Annotated in this window: 15 protein-coding genes and 1 pseudogene; 5 read left to right on the forward strand and 11 right to left on the reverse strand. The window is 73.5% G+C overall.

Going from position 1 to position 16,953, the window contains the following annotated elements; genetic code table 11:
• Positions 1–145: 145 nt before the first annotated feature.
• From HW837_RS08415 to HW837_RS08445, 7 genes are all read right to left on the reverse strand, one after another.
• Positions 146–454 (reverse strand): SCO5918 family protein, encoded by a 309-nt coding sequence (locus tag HW837_RS08415; RefSeq protein ID WP_045556502.1) that lies wholly within the window; start codon positions 452–454, stop codon positions 146–148.
• 79 nt (positions 455–533) lie between these two features.
• Positions 534–878 carry a CBS domain-containing protein gene (locus HW837_RS08420; RefSeq protein ID WP_045556501.1) on the reverse strand — a complete coding sequence of 115 codons (345 nt, stop codon included), beginning with the start codon at positions 876–878 and terminating at the stop codon, positions 534–536.
• Positions 879–923: 45 nt separating this feature from the next.
• Complete coding sequence (locus HW837_RS08425; protein ID WP_093790145.1) at positions 924–2,363, reverse strand: DEAD/DEAH box helicase; 1,440 nt, start codon at positions 2,361–2,363, stop codon at positions 924–926.
• Between the two features lie 257 nt (positions 2,364–2,620).
• Positions 2,621–2,824, reverse strand: coding sequence for a cold-shock protein (locus HW837_RS08430; RefSeq protein ID WP_045556499.1), 204 nt, complete (start codon positions 2,822–2,824; stop codon positions 2,621–2,623).
• A 316-nt stretch (positions 2,825–3,140) separates the two neighbouring features.
• Complete coding sequence (locus tag HW837_RS08435) at positions 3,141–4,076, reverse strand: rod shape-determining protein (RefSeq protein ID WP_193379836.1); 936 nt, start codon at positions 4,074–4,076, stop codon at positions 3,141–3,143.
• A complete protein-coding gene (locus HW837_RS08440) occupies positions 4,073–4,447 on the reverse strand; it encodes a TraR/DksA family transcriptional regulator (RefSeq protein ID WP_045556497.1) in 375 nt (124 codons plus the stop codon). The genes HW837_RS08435 and HW837_RS08440 overlap by 4 nt, the downstream gene beginning before the upstream one ends.
• A gap of 58 nt (positions 4,448–4,505) precedes the next feature.
• Positions 4,506–4,826: a TraR/DksA family transcriptional regulator gene (locus HW837_RS08445; RefSeq protein ID WP_045556496.1), complete on the reverse strand. Its 321-nt coding sequence runs from the start codon at positions 4,824–4,826 to the stop codon at positions 4,506–4,508.
• Between the two features lie 224 nt (positions 4,827–5,050).
• On the opposite strand from HW837_RS08445, the gene HW837_RS08450 reads away from it, so the two are divergent.
• From HW837_RS08450 to secD, 4 genes are all read left to right on the forward strand, one after another.
• Complete coding sequence (locus HW837_RS08450) at positions 5,051–6,004, forward strand: HAMP domain-containing sensor histidine kinase (RefSeq protein ID WP_045556495.1); 954 nt, start codon at positions 5,051–5,053, stop codon at positions 6,002–6,004.
• A 2-nt stretch (positions 6,005–6,006) separates the two neighbouring features.
• Positions 6,007–6,666, forward strand: a complete 660-nt coding sequence (locus tag HW837_RS08455; RefSeq protein ID WP_045556494.1) for a response regulator — start codon at positions 6,007–6,009, stop codon at positions 6,664–6,666.
• A 60-nt stretch (positions 6,667–6,726) separates the two neighbouring features.
• Positions 6,727–7,110, forward strand: a complete 384-nt coding sequence (locus HW837_RS08460; RefSeq protein WP_193379835.1) for a hypothetical protein — start codon at positions 6,727–6,729, stop codon at positions 7,108–7,110.
• Between the two features lie 82 nt (positions 7,111–7,192).
• A complete protein-coding gene (gene secD / locus HW837_RS08465) occupies positions 7,193–9,478 on the forward strand; it encodes a protein translocase subunit SecD (protein WP_193379834.1) in 2,286 nt (761 codons plus the stop codon).
• On the opposite strand, the gene HW837_RS08470 is transcribed toward secD, so the two are convergent.
• Positions 9,460–9,942 (reverse strand): universal stress protein, encoded by a 483-nt coding sequence (locus tag HW837_RS08470; RefSeq protein ID WP_045556881.1) that lies wholly within the window; start codon positions 9,940–9,942, stop codon positions 9,460–9,462. The two genes, secD and HW837_RS08470, sit on opposite strands and share 19 nt — an antisense overlap.
• 156 nt (positions 9,943–10,098) lie before the next feature.
• A complete protein-coding gene (locus tag HW837_RS08475) occupies positions 10,099–10,536 on the reverse strand; it encodes a hypothetical protein (protein WP_045556492.1) in 438 nt (145 codons plus the stop codon).
• A gap of 84 nt (positions 10,537–10,620) precedes the next feature.
• Between HW837_RS08475 and HW837_RS08480 the strand changes: the two genes are divergently transcribed.
• Positions 10,621–11,313 (forward strand): helix-turn-helix transcriptional regulator, encoded by a 693-nt coding sequence (locus HW837_RS08480; protein ID WP_234442483.1) that lies wholly within the window; start codon positions 10,621–10,623, stop codon positions 11,311–11,313.
• 50 nt (positions 11,314–11,363) lie between these two features.
• On the opposite strand, the pseudogene HW837_RS08485 reads toward HW837_RS08480, so the two are convergent.
• Positions 11,364–12,665 (reverse strand): annotated as a pseudogene (locus HW837_RS08485) (SWIM zinc finger family protein); the annotation flags it as partial.
• A gap of 1,184 nt (positions 12,666–13,849) precedes the next feature.
• Complete coding sequence (locus HW837_RS08490; protein WP_177261887.1) at positions 13,850–16,756, reverse strand: DEAD/DEAH box helicase; 2,907 nt, start codon at positions 16,754–16,756, stop codon at positions 13,850–13,852.
• Positions 16,757–16,953 lie beyond the last annotated feature (197 nt).

The raw sequence follows: 16,953 nt of genomic DNA on the forward strand, positions 1-16,953 counted from the left end.
CCAGCTGGCATAGATTTTCGGGCACTCGAAGACGAGGTAATCCATCTCGCCTGGGCGGCGGCGCCGCACGCGGTGTGGGCCCGACCGGCGTACCGGTCGGGCCCACACTGCTGGTCGGATGTCGGCTCGCGCCTCTTTGCCCCGGTCAGACCGTCACGGGGGTGCCGAGCAGCGCGGAGGCGTGCCGCAGTGAGCCAGGGATGCCCGGAGGCGTGGCCTCGGGGAGGGCGCGGCAGGTGAAGCCGAGCTGAGCCATGGCCCGGAGGACTTCGCCGGCACTGAAGTCACGGCGGTCCTGGCGGGTGACGACCTGGCCGACTTGCTTGACGGGGTAGTGGCGGCGGCCGATGATCACCGATTCTCCGGTGACCGGTTCGGGCTTGATGCCCTTCATCGATTCCAGCACTCCGCCCTTGGTGAGCTCGAAGGGGAAGCGGGCGATGACGCAGCGCATGTGGCCTCACAGGGAGAAGGGGAGGAGAGTCGACGGCACGGCTCGTCCAGGGCTCGCAGAGCACCGAGCCGACGGGAGCTCATCGCGTGCCCGGCGTCGCCATCGTGATCACGGGTGAGGTGGGCGCCCCGTTGCCGCCGAGGATGTCGCGCAGGCCGAGGATGTCGCGCAGGCGGACGCGGTCCGTGCGAGCGCCGCTGTCACGGACGGCGGTGAGGTCGGCTCGGGTCACCAGGTCGATGCGCTGGTCGTCCTGGTCGCAGACGACCAGCCGGCCCGTGCGTGCGGCGGCCATGACGGCCAGCGCCACCTCGACGCTCATGTCGTCACAGACCTGCGGTCCGGCCGCGTCCATGACCTCCACCGCCGTCCTGTGCACGGGGGTGGCGTCCGCCGAGCGGGGCCGCATCTGGATCAGCGTCAAAAGTGCCTCCTGCAAGAGATGGGTCGACTTCCTGATCACGAAGTTCTAGGCCACCGTGTCGAGGGCAGGGCTGCGTACGGGGGCGCGCCGAGTCGCCGAGGTGGGGCGGCGGCGGCCTCGGGAGGAGGCGCGGCGCTTGGGGCGTTCGACCACCGGTGCTGTGATGACGACCGGGATGCCGGAGGGGGCCTGGGCGCCGGTGATCCGGCTCAGGGCCTCGTCTCCCGAGCGGATCTGGGTGGTCTGCGGCCGGATTCCGGCGTCCGACATGAGGCGGACCATGCCGCGGCGCTGGTTCGGTGTGACGAGTGTGACGACGCGGCCGGACTCGCCGGCCCGGGCGGTACGGCCGCCGCGGTGGAGGTAATCCTTGTGGTCCGTCGGCGGATCGACGTTGACGACCAGGTCGAGGTTGTCGACGTGGATGCCGCGCGCCGCGACATTGGTCGCCACCAGCACGGTGACGTGCCCCGTCTTGAACTGCGCCAGCGTGCGGGTGCGCTGCGGCTGCGACTTGCCGCCGTGCAGGGCGGCGGCGCGTACCCCGCTGTCGAGAAGGTCCTGGGTCAGCCGGTCGACGGCGTGCTTGGTGTCCAGAAACATGATCACGCGGCCGTCGCGGGCGGCGATCTCGGTCGTCGCGGCGTGCTTGTCGGCGCCATGGACGTGCAGGACGTGGTGCTCCATCGTCGTGACCGCACCGGCCGACGGGTCGACCGAGTGCACGACGGGGTCGGTCAGATAGCGGCGCACCAGCAGATCCACGTTACGGTCCAGGGTGGCGGAGAACAGCATCCGCTGTCCCTCGGGACGCACCTGGTCGAGCAGCGCGGTGACCTGCGGCATGAATCCCATGTCGGCCATCTGGTCCGCCTCGTCCAGCACGGTGATGCCCACCTGGTCCAGCCGGCAGTCGCGACGGTCGATGAGGTCCTTGAGCCGGCCCGGGGTCGCGACCACGACCTCGGCCCCACCGCGCAGCGCGCCGGCCTGCTTGCCGATGGACATCCCGCCCACCACCGTGGCCAGCCGCACCTTGACGGAGCGAGCGTACGGAGTGAGGGCGTCGGTCACCTGCTGCGCCAGCTCACGCGTCGGTACGAGGATCAGCCCCAGCGGCCGGCGGGGCTCAGCACGCTGTCCGGCGGTGCGGGCGAGCAGGGCGAGGCCGAAGGCGAGGGTCTTGCCGGAACCGGTGCGCCCCCGGCCCAGGACGTCACGGCCCGCCAGCAAGTTCGGCAGCGTCGCGCCCTGGATCGGGAACGGAGTGGTCACACCCTGCCTGCCCAGTTCTGCCAGCAGCGGCTCGGGCATGGCCAGATCGGCGAACGCCTCGACGGCCGGCAGCGCGGGAGTGATCGTCCTGGGGAGCGCGAACTCACCCCGCACCGCGCCGGACCGGCGGCCGTGACCACGGCCGGCGCCCCCGCCGGCGCTGCCGGTACGGGTGCGGGCGGGACGGTCGTTCGTATGTGTGCGGTTCATGCGGAGCCTTCCTCGATGTGGCACATATCGAGGAATTCCCGCAGCAATGAGCGCCATGAAGAATTACGAGTATGGACCAGCGGTAACGAAGCAGATCTGACCGACGAAAATCTCCGGGAGCGCAGACGCTGAAATGAGTGACTCGACAGGGAGATTCGCCGCCATCGCCCCTCGGGCGAAACCCTTGCGGGGGATGCATGCAGCTGGGGCCCGCACCCCGAAGGATGCGGGCCCCAGCTACGGATTGCGCGTGAGCGTCAGGCGGGAACGATGTTCTCAGCCGTCGGGCCCTTCTGGCCCTGCGCGATGTCGAAGGTGACCTTCTGGCCTTCGAGCAGCTCACGGAAGCCCTGTGCGGCAATGTTCGAGTAGTGGGCGAACACGTCCGGGCCGCCGCCGTCCTGCTCGATGAAGCCGAAGCCCTTTTCCGCGTTGAACCACTTCACGGTACCAGCAGCCATGTCATATCTCCTTAGGGGCAGTACATCGGAATCCGCACCGTACGGACACCGTGTCGCCGCGATGATTACCCCGCCCGGAAAATGACCGGATTTACAAAAGCGCTCCCGACCGACAGAAGCCGGGCCGGGGGCACTGGAAGTTTTGGGAACCACAACTGCAACCGAGATCGACAGTAGCACGCTGGAACGGCCTTCGCGCGCGACGTAATTCCGCTCCTCCCATTGAGCGAAAAACTCTTCCCGCATGGTCCATCAAACTCTCACGTCGCGGGAACAGATATTGCTTCACTCGGAGGCGATGTTTCGAGAGGTGTCGTCAGCCGCGTCCTGAACCACCGGGGCGCCCCAGTCGTGGACAGCCGACCGAGAGGGACGGCGACGGGGTGGACGAGGGGTGGGTGTGGGCGGAGCGCAGGAGCGTCGCGGCGCCCCGGACGGCCGCGGTGTGAGGGGACGGGACCACTCGCGGCGGCGTCGGCAGCGGGCCGGTGAGGTGGTGGGGAATCTCGGGGCGGAGGGCGCCTCCGCCGGCCAGGAGGACGCCCCGGAGCAGGGCGTCGACGGTCAGGGAGGTGTGGTCCTCGCGGAGCATCGCCGTCAGCATCGAGGACACCGTCTCGGCGATCTGCCCGGGCGCGGCCGTCCCGTCCGGGTCACCGATGCCGAGGGTGGCGCGGCGGGCGTCGGCTACGGCGCCCTCGCACAGCAGGACCACCTCGGTGAACTGGGCACCGATGTCGACCACGAGGAGCGGCCCGGCCAGGTCGGCGTCGGCGGCCACGGCGATGCTCCGGGCGCTGGACACCGTGAGGACACCGCGCGGTCGCAGCACATCGACCGCCGCGCGTGCCCGGGTGCGGTGAGCGATGCCGTCCAGGACGGGCGCGGTGACGATGACCAGAGGGCGGGTGGAGCGGGGCAGATGGGGGCCGAGCAACTGCCGCAGGGTCCCGGCGCTCCCCGGGGGCCCGACGCTGGTGCCTGGGCCGACGCGGGTGCCTGGTCCGACGCATGTGCCTGGTCCGACGCATGTGCCTGGCGAGGCGGGGGTGCCTGGCCCTGCGGGGTGTGTCGCTCCGGCATCGCGGCGGGGTGCGCTCGGCACGTCGACGACCATGCCCCTGCCGGATATCCAGGCCCGGGTGCGGGCGCTGCCCAGGTCCAGGGCGAGGCCCCAGCAGAGGGGGCACCTCGGCCAGGGTCGGTGCCGGTGCCGGTCCTCGACGGTGTGCGGGTCGGGGGCGCCGGTCACGGGACCGCCTCCTTCACCTGCTGGCAGCGGGCGCAGTAGCGGGCCTGCGGCACGATCATCAGCCGCTCCCGGTCGATGGCGCGGCGGCACAGTCGGCAGGTGCCGTATCCGCCCTCGTTCATCCGGGCCAGGGCCGCTTCGACGTCGGTGAGGACCATGCGGGCGGAGGCCGCGAGCTGGACCTGCACCTCGGTCTGCGAGGCGGCCCGTTCCCGCAGCCGGCTCTCGGCGCGCGAGGTGACGGGGCCGGTGAGCCGACGCAGCTGCTCCTGGCGGAACAGGCGCTGCTCGTGCAGGTTCTCGCGCAGTGCGGCGAGGTCTTCGGCCGACAGATGGGAGGTGCTGTCGCCGATGGTCTGTTGGTTCACCACGTCACCCCTTGTGAGACAGGCCGTAGAAGGTCGGTACGGAGGTGGTTCGGAAGGTGCTTCAGGCCGCGCGGCGGCGGCAGGCGACGCAGTGGCGGGTGTAGGGGAGGATCTCCAGCCGTTCCGCGGGGACGGGTCCGGCGCAGCTCAGGCAGGTGCCGTAGGTGCCGTTCTCGATACGGGCGAAGGCTTCCTCGATCTCTCGCAGGACGCCCCGCATCGCGGTCCTCTGTGCGGACAGCAGGTGATCGTCCGTGGTCCGTCCGGTCTCGTCGAGCTCGTCGAGCGCCTGGAGCTGTGCCAGCCGGGAGGAGCGGGCGTTCTCCAGGCGCTGCCGGGCCTCGTCCAGGTGGGGGTGGGTGCGCGATACATGCGTTGACATGTGTCCACTCTGGCCGGGTCCGCGGCGGACGCCCATCGGGCGCGGTACCCATTTCGCACCGGGTCGAGGACTCCATGCGGCACGTCATGGGTGGTGCGTGCCCCCGGAAATGGGCACCGGGTCCCATCGACGGGGCACGCCGCAACGGGCAAGCTGGCAGCAGTACCTCGCAGGCACCCCCGGGGCGGCGAGCAGCGGATGTGGAAGGCGAGGCGTGCGGTCCGGTGTCCTTGTTCTGGCGGATCTTCGCCCTCAACGCCGTGGTGCTGGGCACGGCGACGGCCCTGCTGCTGTGGGCGCCGGTGACCGTCTCCGTACCGGTTCTGCTCACCGAGGCGATCATCCTGGTGGGCGGCCTGGTGGTCATGCTGGTCGCCAACGCCGCGCTGCTGCGGTTCGGGCTGGCCCCGCTGGACCGGCTCACCAAGCTGATGACCACCGTGGACCTGCTCCGCCCCGGCCAGCGGCTGCCCGCCGACGGCGGCGGCGAGGTCGCCGAGGTGATCCGTACGTTCAACGCCATGCTGGAGCGGCTGGAGCACGAGCGGGCCACCAGCAGCGCCCGGGCCCTGCTGGCCCAGGAGGCCGAACGCCGGCGTATCGCACAGGAGCTGCACGACGAGGTCGGCCAGAGCATGACCGCGATCCTGCTGGGGCTCAAGCGGGCCGCGGACGACGCGCCCGCACCGCTGCGCGCGGAGCTGCACGAGGTGCGGGAGATGACCCGGGCCGGTCTGGACGAGGTCCGCCGGCTGGCGCGGCGACTGCGTCCCGGTGTGCTGGACGACCTGGGTCTCGTCAGCGCGCTGACCTCGCTCACCGAGGACTTCGCCACGCACACCGGACTGCGGGTCGGCCGCCGCTTCGACAGCGACCTGCCGGTCCTCGCGCCGGAGACGGAACTGGTCGTCTACCGCGTCGCCCAGGAGTCCCTGACCAACGTCGCCCGGCACGCGGAGGCCGAGGAGGTCACCGTCGCCCTGCGCCACGCCGACGACCGGGTGGTCCTGGAGGTCACCGACGACGGCAGCGGCATCCAGGCCCCCCGCGAAGGCGCCGGCATCCGGGGCATGCGCGAGCGTGCCCTGCTCGTCGGCGCCACCCTGGACATCACCCCCGCGCCTCGCGCGGGCACCCGGGTGAGACTCACCGTGCCCCTGCCGAGGAAGCAGCCTTGAACATGTCCGAGACATCCCCGATCCGTATCCTCCTGGCCGACGACCACGCTCTCGTCCGCCGCGGCGTGCGGCTCATCCTCGACCAGGAGCCGGACCTGGAGGTGGTCGCCGAGGCCGGGGACGGCGCGGAGGCGATCGCGCTGGCCCGCGCCCACGACGTCGACCTGGCCGTGCTCGACATCGCGATGCCCCGGCTGACCGGCCTCCAGGCCGCCCGTGAACTGGCCGTCGTCAAGCCGGGGCTGCGGATCCTGATGCTCACCATGCACGACAACGAGCAGTACTTCTTCCAGGCCCTGAAGGCCGGCGCGAGCGGGTACGTACTGAAGTCCGTCGCCGACCGGGACCTCGTCGCCGCCTGCCGGGCCGCGATGCGGGACGAGCCCTTCCTGTATCCGGGCGCGGTCACCGCCCTGATCCGCAACTACGTCGACCGGGCCCGTCGCGGCGAGGAGGCCCCCGACCAGATCGTCACCCCGCGCGAGGAGGAGGTCCTCAAACTCGTCGCCGAGGGCCACTCGTCCAAGGAGATCGCCGATCTGCTCTTCATCAGCGTCAAGACCGTCCAGCGGCACCGCGCCAACCTGCTGCAGAAGCTCGGCCTGCGGGACCGGCTGGAACTGACCCGCTACGCGATCCGCGTGGGCCTGATCGAACCCTGAATCGAAGCCTGACCCCAGGGCGACAGCGCACTTCACGACACGGACGAAGGGGGACGGGGCATGCGCCACGGCACGCGTACCGTCCCCGTCGCGGTGCTGGCGGCTGTCGTCCTGGCAGTGCTGGCGGCGCTCGGCGTCGCCGGACCCGGCGCGACGGGCGATCCGTCGGCCGGCGTGGCGGCGGCGGTCGGCGAAAACTGGGACGGCGCGCCGCGCGCCGATGCCGGACACGGCCTCGACCACGTCGTACGGGCGTCCGTCCGCCACGAGCAGCACGGCGAGCGCCCCGCCCCGCGCGGACACCTCACCCTCCGCGACGAGGACACGGCTGTCGTCCCGCCCCGGCCCGGACGGCTCGCGGTGCCGACGGGACGCATCCCCTTCTCGGATCCTCACCCGACCCAGGACCGCGGTCGGGCTCCCCCGGTGCTCTCCGGCACCTGAGACCCCTTCTCGTCATTCACATCCACCCGGCCGGCCGAGGTCTCTCGGTGCCGTGGCCGTGGTGCGCCTGCCGGAGGCTCCGTTGAACCGTTCCTCGCGCGTCAGGGCGCTGCTCGCCCTGGCCGTGCTCGCCCTGTCCGTGTACATCGCCGCGACCGTGCCGGTCCGCCTCGGGCTGGACCTGCGCGGCGGCACACAGATCGTGCTCCAGACCCGTTCCACCCCCACCACCGAGGCCGACAGCGAGGCCACCGACCGCACGCTGGAGGTGCTGCGCGGCCGCGTCGACGCGCTCGGCGTCGCCGAACCCTCCCTCGTCCGCTCCGGCGACGACCGGATCATCGCCGAGCTGCCCGGCGTCCAGGACCCGACGCGGGCCGCCGACGTCCTGGGCCGTACCGCGCGGCTCTCCTTCCACCCGGTGCTCGGCCCGGCCGTCCGCGCCGAGAAGACCGAGGACACCGAGGACACCGAGGACACCGCGACGACGCCGAAGCCGTCCGGCGAACGCGTCCTGCCCGACGAGTCCGGCGCACCGCTGCGCCTCGGGGCGGCGAAACTGACCGGCGAACACGTCGAGGAAGCGGCCGCCCTGATCGACCGGCAGGGCGGCGCCGGATGGCATGTCACGATCGACTTCAAGGGCGCGGGCGCCGACGGCTGGGCCCGGCTGACCGGCGAGGCCGCCTGCCGGCCGGCGGGGGATCCGGGCCGCCGGGTCGCCATCGTCCTCGACGACAAGGTCATCTCCTCCCCGCAGGTCGACCCGTCCGTGGCCTGCGGGGCCGGCATCCGCGACGGCTCCACACGCATCACGGGCTCCTTCGGCCCCGAGGAAGCGCGCGAGCTGTCGCTCCTCGTCAACGGCGGGGCGCTGCCCGTGCCCGTCGAGACCGTGGAGCAGCGCACCGTGGGCCCGACCCTGGGCGCGCGGGCCATCACCGCCAGTGCCTGGGCCGCCGTCATCGGTACCGCCCTGACCTCGCTGTTCATGATGGTCATCTACCGGCTGATGGGCGTCCTCGCGACCGTCGCCCTGCTCTGCTACGGCCTCGTCTCGTACGCCGCTCTGGCCGCGCTCGGCGCCACCCTGACCCTGCCGGGTCTGGCCGGCTTCGTGCTGACCATCGGCATGGCCGTGGACGCCAACGTGCTGGTCTTCGAGCGGGCCCGTGAGGAGTACGCGGCCCGGCGCCGCGCCAGTGTGCGCTCGGCGCTGGCAGCCGGGTTCCGTAACGCCCTCAGCGCGATCGCGGACTCCAACATCACCACGCTGATCGCGGCGGTCCTGCTGTTCTTCCTGGCCTCCGGGCCCGTCCGCGGCTTCGGTGTCACCCTCGGGATCGGTGTGCTCGCCTCCATGTTCAGCGCCCTGGTGATCACCCGGGTGCTCGCCGAGTACGCCACGGGCCGCCCGGGGCCGCGCCGCCGCCCTCGGCTCAGCGGGATCGCGACCACGGGCGTCGTCCGGGACCGTCTCACCCGACGCGCCCCCCGGCTGATGCACCGCTCCCGCCGCTGGCTGGCCACCTCGGCCGCGCTGCTCGTGCTGGCCGGTGCGGGGGTCGCGGTGCGCGGGGTCGATCTGGGTGTGGAGTTCACCGGTGGCCGTCTCCTGGAGTACGCCACGACCGCCCCCGTCGACCCCGACCGGGTCCGCTCGGCACTGGCCGACGCCGGATTCGAACGCGCGGTCGTGCAGTCCTCGGGCGACAACGGCCTGACCGTGCGCACCGATCCGCTGACCGCCGCCGAGGAGGCCGAGGTGACCGGAGCGGTGCGCGACCTCGCCGAGGGGGCGGACAAGGTCCGCGACGAACTGATCGGCCCCAGCCTCGGCGAGGAGCTGCGCCGGGGCGCGCTGATCGCTCTCGCCGTGGCCCTCGGCGCGCAGCTCGTCTACCTCGCGGCACGTTTCCGCTGGGTGTTCGGCACCGCCGCGGTCGTCGCGCTCGCCCACGACGTCGTGATCCTCGTCGGCGTCTTCGCCTGGCTCGGCAAATCCCTCGACGGGGTGTTCCTGGCGGCCCTGCTGACCGTCATCGGCTACTCGGTCAACGACTCCGTGGTCCTCTTCGACCGGGTCAGGGAACTGGCCCGCCGCACTCCCTCGGCACCCCTGTCCGCGACCGTGAACCGGGCGATCCTGCAGACGATGCCCCGCACCGTGAACACCGGCATGGGCGCCGCCTTCGTGCTCGCCTCGCTCACCGTGCTCGGGGGGTCCTCGCTCACCGACTTCGCCCTGGCCCTCCTGATCGGCCTCGCCGTCGGCACGTACTCCTCCGTCTTCACCGCCGCGCCCCTGGCGATCGAGCTGCACGGGCGTCCCCCGGCGGGCGACGGGCGTCAGCCGTCGGACCGCTGATCCGGACCGGCCGGTACGACGACGACGGGGAGCCGGGCGTGGTGCACGACCTCGGTACTGGTGGACCCCAGGGTGAGGCGTCCCCACGCGCCCGATCCCCGGGTGCCGACCACGAGGAGGCAGGCGTCCTCGCTCGCGTCCAGCAGGACCTGCGACGGGCGGCCCTGCTCCGCCCTGACCTCCACCTCCACCGGTGCGCCGCCCAGCTGCTTCTGGGTCTCCGCCAGGGAGGTGGTGACCGCGTCCAGGGTGACGTCGCGCAGCTGGGCGTCCACGTCGTGGACGCCCGAGGCGGTGGGCCACTCGATCCCCCGGTACCGGGCGGTGAAGTCGTACGCGCAGACGGCGCGCAGGCCGGTGCCGCGCAGCCGCGCCTCCTGGAGGGCGAAGCGTACGGCCGGCTCCGAGGCGGCGGAGCCGTCGGTGCCGACCACGACCGGTGCGGGAGGGGCGACGTGGGTCATGAGGGAGGCCTCCAAGCCGTGTCGTCGTGTCCTGCCGTCCCGGAAAGCGTCCGCTCCAGGCTGCCGCAGCCCGCCTTCCACCGCAATCGGATGCGCGGGCGGGTGAGCCGGTGCGGGCCCACCCGCCGTGTCGCGTCCGTCGTGCGCCGGCCGTCGTCAGCGGGTCGGGCGCGCGCCGTGGTAGCGCTGCGCGAGCCGGGCGAGGGCGACCGCCGCGAGCAGGAGCCCGAAGTCGCGCAGGGCGATGTCGTAGTGGCCGGGAACGGTGAGCAGGTTGACGATGATGCCGGCGAGCCAGCCGGCCACGAGCCAGCCCCCGAACCTCGGTGCGAGGGCGACGACGAGACCGGCGACGATCTCGACGACGCCGACGGCGTACATCGCGGCCTGGGCGCTGCCGGGAACGAGGTCGTCGATCCACGGGGCGAGGTAGACGGGCCAGTCCACGAGCAGGTTGGCGAACTTGTCCAGCCCGAACAGGATCGGCGCGACGGTGAACCCGACCCGCAGGACGACGAACGCCTGGTAGCCGGGGTCGGTGAGCGCTGCCCGCCGGGGAGCGGCGGACGTGGTGGTTGTGGTCGCGGACGACATGACGCCCTTCTTTCTATCGACAACTTTCACTATCGATAGAAGCGCGCCAGCTCTCTTTAGTCAATGGCCGTGGGTTTTACACTGGTGTTCGTGGACCACCCGGAAGAAGCACGGCCCCGCCCCGACGTCTCCGCCGTCGCCGCGCTCGACGAGCCGACGCGCAGGAGGCTCTACGACCACGTCTGCCGCCGGACGGACCCGGTCGGCCGGGACGACGCGGCGGCGGACCTGGGCCTGGCCCGGCAGACCGCGGCCTTCCATCTGGACCGCCTCGCCGAGGAAGGACTGCTCGACGTCGTCTACGAGCGCCGCAGCGGGCGCTCCGGCCCGGGTGCGGGACGGCCGGCCAAGCTCTACAAGCGCTCCTCCCGGCAGGTCAGCGTCAGCCTGCCCGAGCGGCACTACGAACTCGCCGGACGGCTCCTCGCCCAGGCCCTGGAGGAGTCCGAGGCCACCGGCGAGCCCGTACGCGCGGTGCTGCACCGCACCGCCGGCGAGGTCGGGGCGCGCATCGCCGACCAGGGCGACGGGGACGTGACCGAGTTGCTGGAGCGGTACGGGTTCGAGCCGCGGCACGACGGCGACGCCGTCGTGCTGGGCAACTGCCCGTTCCACGCGCTCGCGCGCGAGCACACCGAAACGGTGTGCGGCATGAACCTGCACCTGCTCCGCGGCCTCCTGCGAGGACTGGGCGAGGAGGACCTGCGCGCGCACCTGGCGCCCAGCCCCGGGCACTGCTGCGTCCGCCTCCAGCCGGCCTCCCCCGCGGCCACCTGACGGCGCGCTCGGGGATCACGGCATCCGCCGGCAGGGCATCGCGCGTGCCGTCAGTCGTCGGCCGCTCCCAGGCCGGTCAGGGCGCCCACCGGGTCGAGGTCCGGGGTGCCTCTCGGCCACCAGTCGTCGTGGCCCGGATCGGACTCGTACGCGTACCAGAGGCCGTCGTGGCCGAGGCGGAGCTGGAGGTGGCCGTGGGGATGGGTGAGGTGGTTGCGCCAGGGGCGGAAGGCCGGGAGGTCCGCGGCGAGCAGCAGGGGGCGGGCGCGGTCGAAGCGGCCGGCCGGCGGGTCCCAGGGCTCCTCCAGGACGGCCAGCCCTTCGAGGCCGCCCTGGCGCCAGGCGGCGACCGCGCGGGCCAGGTCGGCCGGGGTGCGCCCGGTGGCCGCGGCGAGTGAGGAGTAGAGGGCGCGGGTGGTGGCGGTGAGACCGGAGCCGGGGCGGGCGGCGGCGAGCCGTACCGCGTCCTGCCACAGCGTCAGTTCGGCCACCGGGTCCCGTCCCGTGGTGAGCAGCGCGTGCGCGCGGGCCGCCGCGTCGGTCGCCAACTGGTCCAGCGCGAACGGGTCCGGGCCGCCGGGCGCTCCCGGATACACCGGCGGCTGTTCCGGATGCGGTGGCGGGGGCGCCGGGGCGGGCAACAGCGGGAGGGTGCGCGGAGCGAGGGCGTCGCCGGCGCGCACACCCGGGAGCGGCGCGGGCTCCTGCTCCTGCGCGGCGCGCGCCGCGCGGGCCGCGTTCCGCCGTGACAGCGCGTCGAGCAGCTCCCGCTCGCCACGGCCCCGCAGCAGCAACAGCACGAAGGGGTCCTCGTCCAGCAGCCGTGCCGTCTGGTAGCAGAGTGCCGCCGCGTGCTTGCAGGGGTGCCCGAAGTCGGGGCAGCTGCAACGGGGTTCGAGCTCCCGAGGACCTGGCAGGAGACGCACGCCCCGGTCAGGTGCGGGTCCGGACCCGGCCAGCGTGTGGGGCAGTTCCTTGTCCAGCAACGCGGCGATGTGGCCCGGCTGTTCCGCCGCCGCGTCCAGGAAGCGGTCCCATTCGGCGTCGTCCAGCGTCCGCAGGCGCAGCTGCACCCGGTAGGGCCGGGGCCTGCTCCCGTGCACATACGCAAGCACCAGCCCCGGCGTGACGGTGATCGCGTCCACGTGCCCCTTGTCGGCGTACGCCCGCCCGCGCGCCAGCCGGGCCGCGTCCAACGCGCCCTCTTCCAGCGCCGCCACCCACGCGTTGCCCCACCAGCTCTCCGCGAAGGTCTCCCCGGCGGAGGCCCGCGGCGGGAACGGCCGGAAGGTGCGCCGCAGTTCGCCGTCCCGCGAGGGCGCGGCCATGGTCCGGGGGACACGCGGGGCGGCCTGCGAGACGCCCGTCCCGTCATCGGAGGCCCCCGTCTCCGCGTCGGTCGCTCCCGTGGCCGCCCCGTCCGTGACTCCCGCGGCTCCCACGGTCCGCGTGGCATCGCCGTCCGCAGCACCGTCGGCCGCCGAGGCGTCGGCTGCCGGAGCGTCGGCCGCCGGACCGGGCGTGGTCGTGGTCGTCTGTGCCGGCTCGCCCTCCGTGGCACCAGGTGGGTGACCCGGTCCCCAGGCCGACACGGCCGCCGCGCCCGTCGTCTCCTCGCCGCCCGCCTCCTGGTCGTCGGCGGGCATCTTGAAGGCGTCGGCGAGCAACTCCCGCACAGCGCGGGCGCGATCGGCGGCCACTCGGTCTCGGCGGGGGTCCCCGGGCATCCGGCCTCCCGAGGCGGCTCCCCGGTCCCACCCTGCCCGGTCCCGCTCGGGGACTCCGTCGCCGAGGCCACCCCGCGCCTCCCGCAGGCGACCGGACGGACCGACGGCCCGCCGTGAGCCCCGGCCCATCCCCCGCCCCGCCCGCTCGGCCGATGCCTCCTCGGCCGCCGGTCGGGCCCGCTCGGCAGCGTCCCGAGCGGCCCTCAGGGCCTCACGCGCGATGTCACCGGGACGAGCACCGGCCGCGCGCCGCTCACCCGCCTCACGCCCGCCACTCGCGTCACGCCGGTCACTCGCCTCTTCCCGAACACCCGACTCACGCCGGACACCCGTCCCCTGCCGGTCGCTCCTCTCGCGTCGGTCACTCGCCTCCTGACCCCCGCTCGTCTCCCGTCCCGCACCCCGCTCGCGCTGCGCCTTCTCCCCCCGCTGCGCCATCTCTTCCCGCTTCGCACTCTCCTCGCGGTCGTCACCCGTCCCCGTATCGCCCTCTTCGGCTCGCGCTCGCGCAGGTGTCCGCTCCCCCGCGTCCTCGCCAGGTTCCGCAAGTCGGCGTCCCGGGTCAGGAGTCGCCGCCCGGGATTCCGACGCCCTCCGCAGCGCTTCCCGGGCCGCGTCCGCCGGGCGCGGACCCCCGCCGACCCCGGCCGGCCGGGGGTCCGCCGCACCGACGCCGGTGCCGGGGCCGGCTCCCGGCAGCGCAGGCGTATCCGCGTCCGCGCCCGGATCCCGTGCTGCGCGCAGCGCGCGGCGGGCCGCGTCGGCGGGGCGGGTGCCCTCCGTGTCCTCCGGTGTCCCCTCAGCCCCGCTCACGACGACCTCCGCAACGACACCAGGTCGGTCAGCTCCCGGTCCGTCAGCTCCGTGAGGGCTGCCTCGCCCGAGCCGAGGATGGCGTCGGAGAGGGCGCGCTTGGATTCCAGCATCTCGGCGATGCGGTCCTCGATGGTGCCCTCGGTGATGAGGCGGTGGACCTGGACGGGCTGGGTCTGGCCGATGCGGTAGGCGCGGTCGGTGGCCTGCTCCTCCACGGCCGGGTTCCACCAGCGGTCGAAGTGGACGACATGGCCGGCGCGGGTGAGGTTCAGACCGGTGCCGGCGGCCTTGAGGGACAGGACCAGGACCGGGGTCGCTCCGCTCTGGAAGCGGTCCACCATGTGTTCGCGGTCCTTGACGGGCGTACCGCCGTGGAGCAGTTCGACCGGGACGGCGCGGGCGGCGAGGTGGGCCGTGATCAGCCGGGCCATGCCGACGTACTGGGTGAAGACCAGTGCCGAGCCGTCCTCGGCGAGCAGTGTGTCCAACAGCTCGTCCAGCAGGGCGAGTTTGCCGGAGCGGGCGGCGAGCCGGTCCACCGCGGCCGCGGCCGCCCCCTCCGTCAGGTGGCCCGTCCCGGGCTCCTCCTTCAGATAGAGCGCCGGGTGGTCGCAGATCTGCTTCAGCGCACCGAGGAGCTTCAGGACCAGGCCCCGGCGGGCGATGCCGTCCGCCGTCTCGATGGCGAGCATCGACTCGCGGACGACGGCCTCGTACAGGGCGGCCTGCTCACGGGTGAGGGGGACGGGGTGGTCCGTCTCGGTCTTGGGCGGGAGTTCGGGCACGATGCCCGGGTCCGACTTCTTGCGGCGCAGGAGGAAGGGCCGGACCAGACGGGCGAGACGGGTGACCGCCTCCTGGTCCTCGCCGTTCTCCACGGCGCGGGCGTGGCGGGCCCGGAAGGACTTGAGGGGGCCGAGGAGCCCCGGGGTCGTCCAGTCGAGCAGGGCCCAGAGTTCGGAGAGGTTGTTCTCGACCGGGGTGCCGGTGAGGGCGACGCGCGCGGGCGTCGGGATCGTGCGCAGCGCCTTCGCCGTCGCCGAGTAGGGGTTCTTGACGTGCTGGGCCTCGTCGGCGACGACCATGCCCCAGTGCTTCTCGGCCAGGTGCGGGGCGGCCGAGCGCATGGTGCCGTAGGTGGTGAGGACGAAGCCGCCGTCGAGGTCGTCGAGGGTGCGGTCGGTGCCGTGGAAGCGGCGGACGGGGACGCCGGGGGCGAAGCGGGTGATCTCCCGCTGCCAGTTGCCCAGCAGGGAGGCGGGGCAGACGACCAGGGTGGGTTCGGGGCGGGCCCGGCGCAGATGCAGGGCGATGACGGTGATCGTCTTGCCGAGGCCCATGTCGTCGGCGAGGCAGCCGCCGAGCCCGAGGGAGGTCATCAGGTCCAGCCAGGCCAGGCCCCGGAGTTGGTAGTCGCGGAGGGTGGCCGCGAGGCCGGGCGGCGGCTCGACCGGGGCGAGACCGGCCGTCAGGCGGTCACGGAGGGCCGCCAGTGCCCCGACCGGCACCGCCTCCACCGTCTCGCCGTCGACCTCGGCCTGGCCGGTGAGGGCCATGGACAGGGCGTCCACCGGGTCGAGGAGGCCCAGTTCGCGTTTGCGGGCCTTGCGGACGAGGGCCGGGTCGACGAGGACCCACTGGTCGCGGAGGCGGACGATCGGGCGGTGGGCCTCGGCGAGGGTGTCCATCTCGGCCTCGGTGAGCGGGTCCCCGCCGAGCGCCAACTGCCAGCGGAACCGCAGCAGTTCCTCGCTCTCGAAGAAGCCGGTGCCGTCGGTGGCGGAGCCGGGCGCGGGGCGCACCTCGGCGCGGGCGCTGAGATCGTGGGCGAGGTCCCGGGGCCAGTGCACCGCGACGCCGGCCGCGCCGAGCCGGGTCGCGGCGACGCCCAGCAGGTCCGACAGCTCGTCCTCAGAGAGGGCGAGGACATCGGGGACGTCCTGTTCGCCGAGGCGGTCCAGGGGCGGCCAGACTCGGGCCGCGCGGCGTACGGCGAGGGCGGCGTCCACGCGTGCGCGGGGCCCGAACGCCGCGTCCGCGTCGCCCGCCCAGAGCGCCGCCGCGTCGACGACGAGGGTGGGGTCGGCGAGGCTGTGCACCTGGACGACGGCCGCGCCCGCGCGCGGGGCCCGTTCGGCGTCGTCGAAGAGGTCGTACGCCGACAGGTCCAGGCGCAGGGAGATCCGGACGCCCGCGTCCATGCCCGCGGCGACCTCGGCCGCCCAGTCGCGCGCGTGGGGCAGCCGCTGTGCGGCGTGTGCCGCGAACGGTTTCCCGGAGACGTAGGGCGCCGCCGGGCCGCGGGGGAGCGTGTCGGCGACCGCGTCCAGGAAGGACCGCATCAGGGCCTCCGGCTCGGGCAGCCGGAGCGGTCCCCTGCCGGGCAGCGGCACGGCGTGGCCCTCGTACGGCAGGGCTGCGGCGACGGCCCTGAGGTGGGCGATGTCGTCCGGGTCCAGGGGTCCCGCCCGCCATGCGTCGTACCCCTCGGCGGTCAGTCCGGGCAGCAGCCGCCCCCGGGCGACCAGGCGCAGCGCGTGCAGCGCGGCCGCGCCCCAGCAGGCCGTGGCGGGGTGGGCGGCGGGGTCGCGGCGGGCGCGGGTGAGCAGGGGAAGGGCCTCGCCGACCGGCAGGCACAGGGCGGGGACGGTGCCCCTGCGGGCGCCGGCGCCGTGGGGTCGTACGACGGTGAGGTCCTCGGCGGCATCCGGTGGCGGCTCGGCGCCCGCCGGGTCCCAGAACGCGAACCGGCCGTGCCGGGGCAGCGGTGCGGGCAGGAAGACGGCGGCCAGCCGGACGGGGACGGACACGGGCGTGCGGGCGGTCGCGGGCGTGCGCGCCGTCGCGGGTGTGCGCGTGGCGGCGGCCGTGTCGGCCTCGGGAACAGCCATGTCCCGCATGTGTCCGGTCACCTCCCGCCCCTCGTCGGATGAGCCGTCTCCGGTCCGGCTCCGATCGGCCGCCTTCGACTCGATCAACTGTCTCCGACTCTACGGGCGGGGTCTGACATTGATGCTGATACTCAGGTTCCGGTGGTCGTGGCTCGGGGTCTGACTGACGCCCTGCTGGGCTGTCTTCCGGTTGTGCTGTCCGGCCG

Origin of the sequence: Streptomyces caniscabiei (assembly GCF_014930365.1) — a bacterium.
Classification (GTDB): domain Bacteria; phylum Actinomycetota; class Actinomycetes; order Streptomycetales; family Streptomycetaceae; genus Streptomyces; species Streptomyces caniscabiei.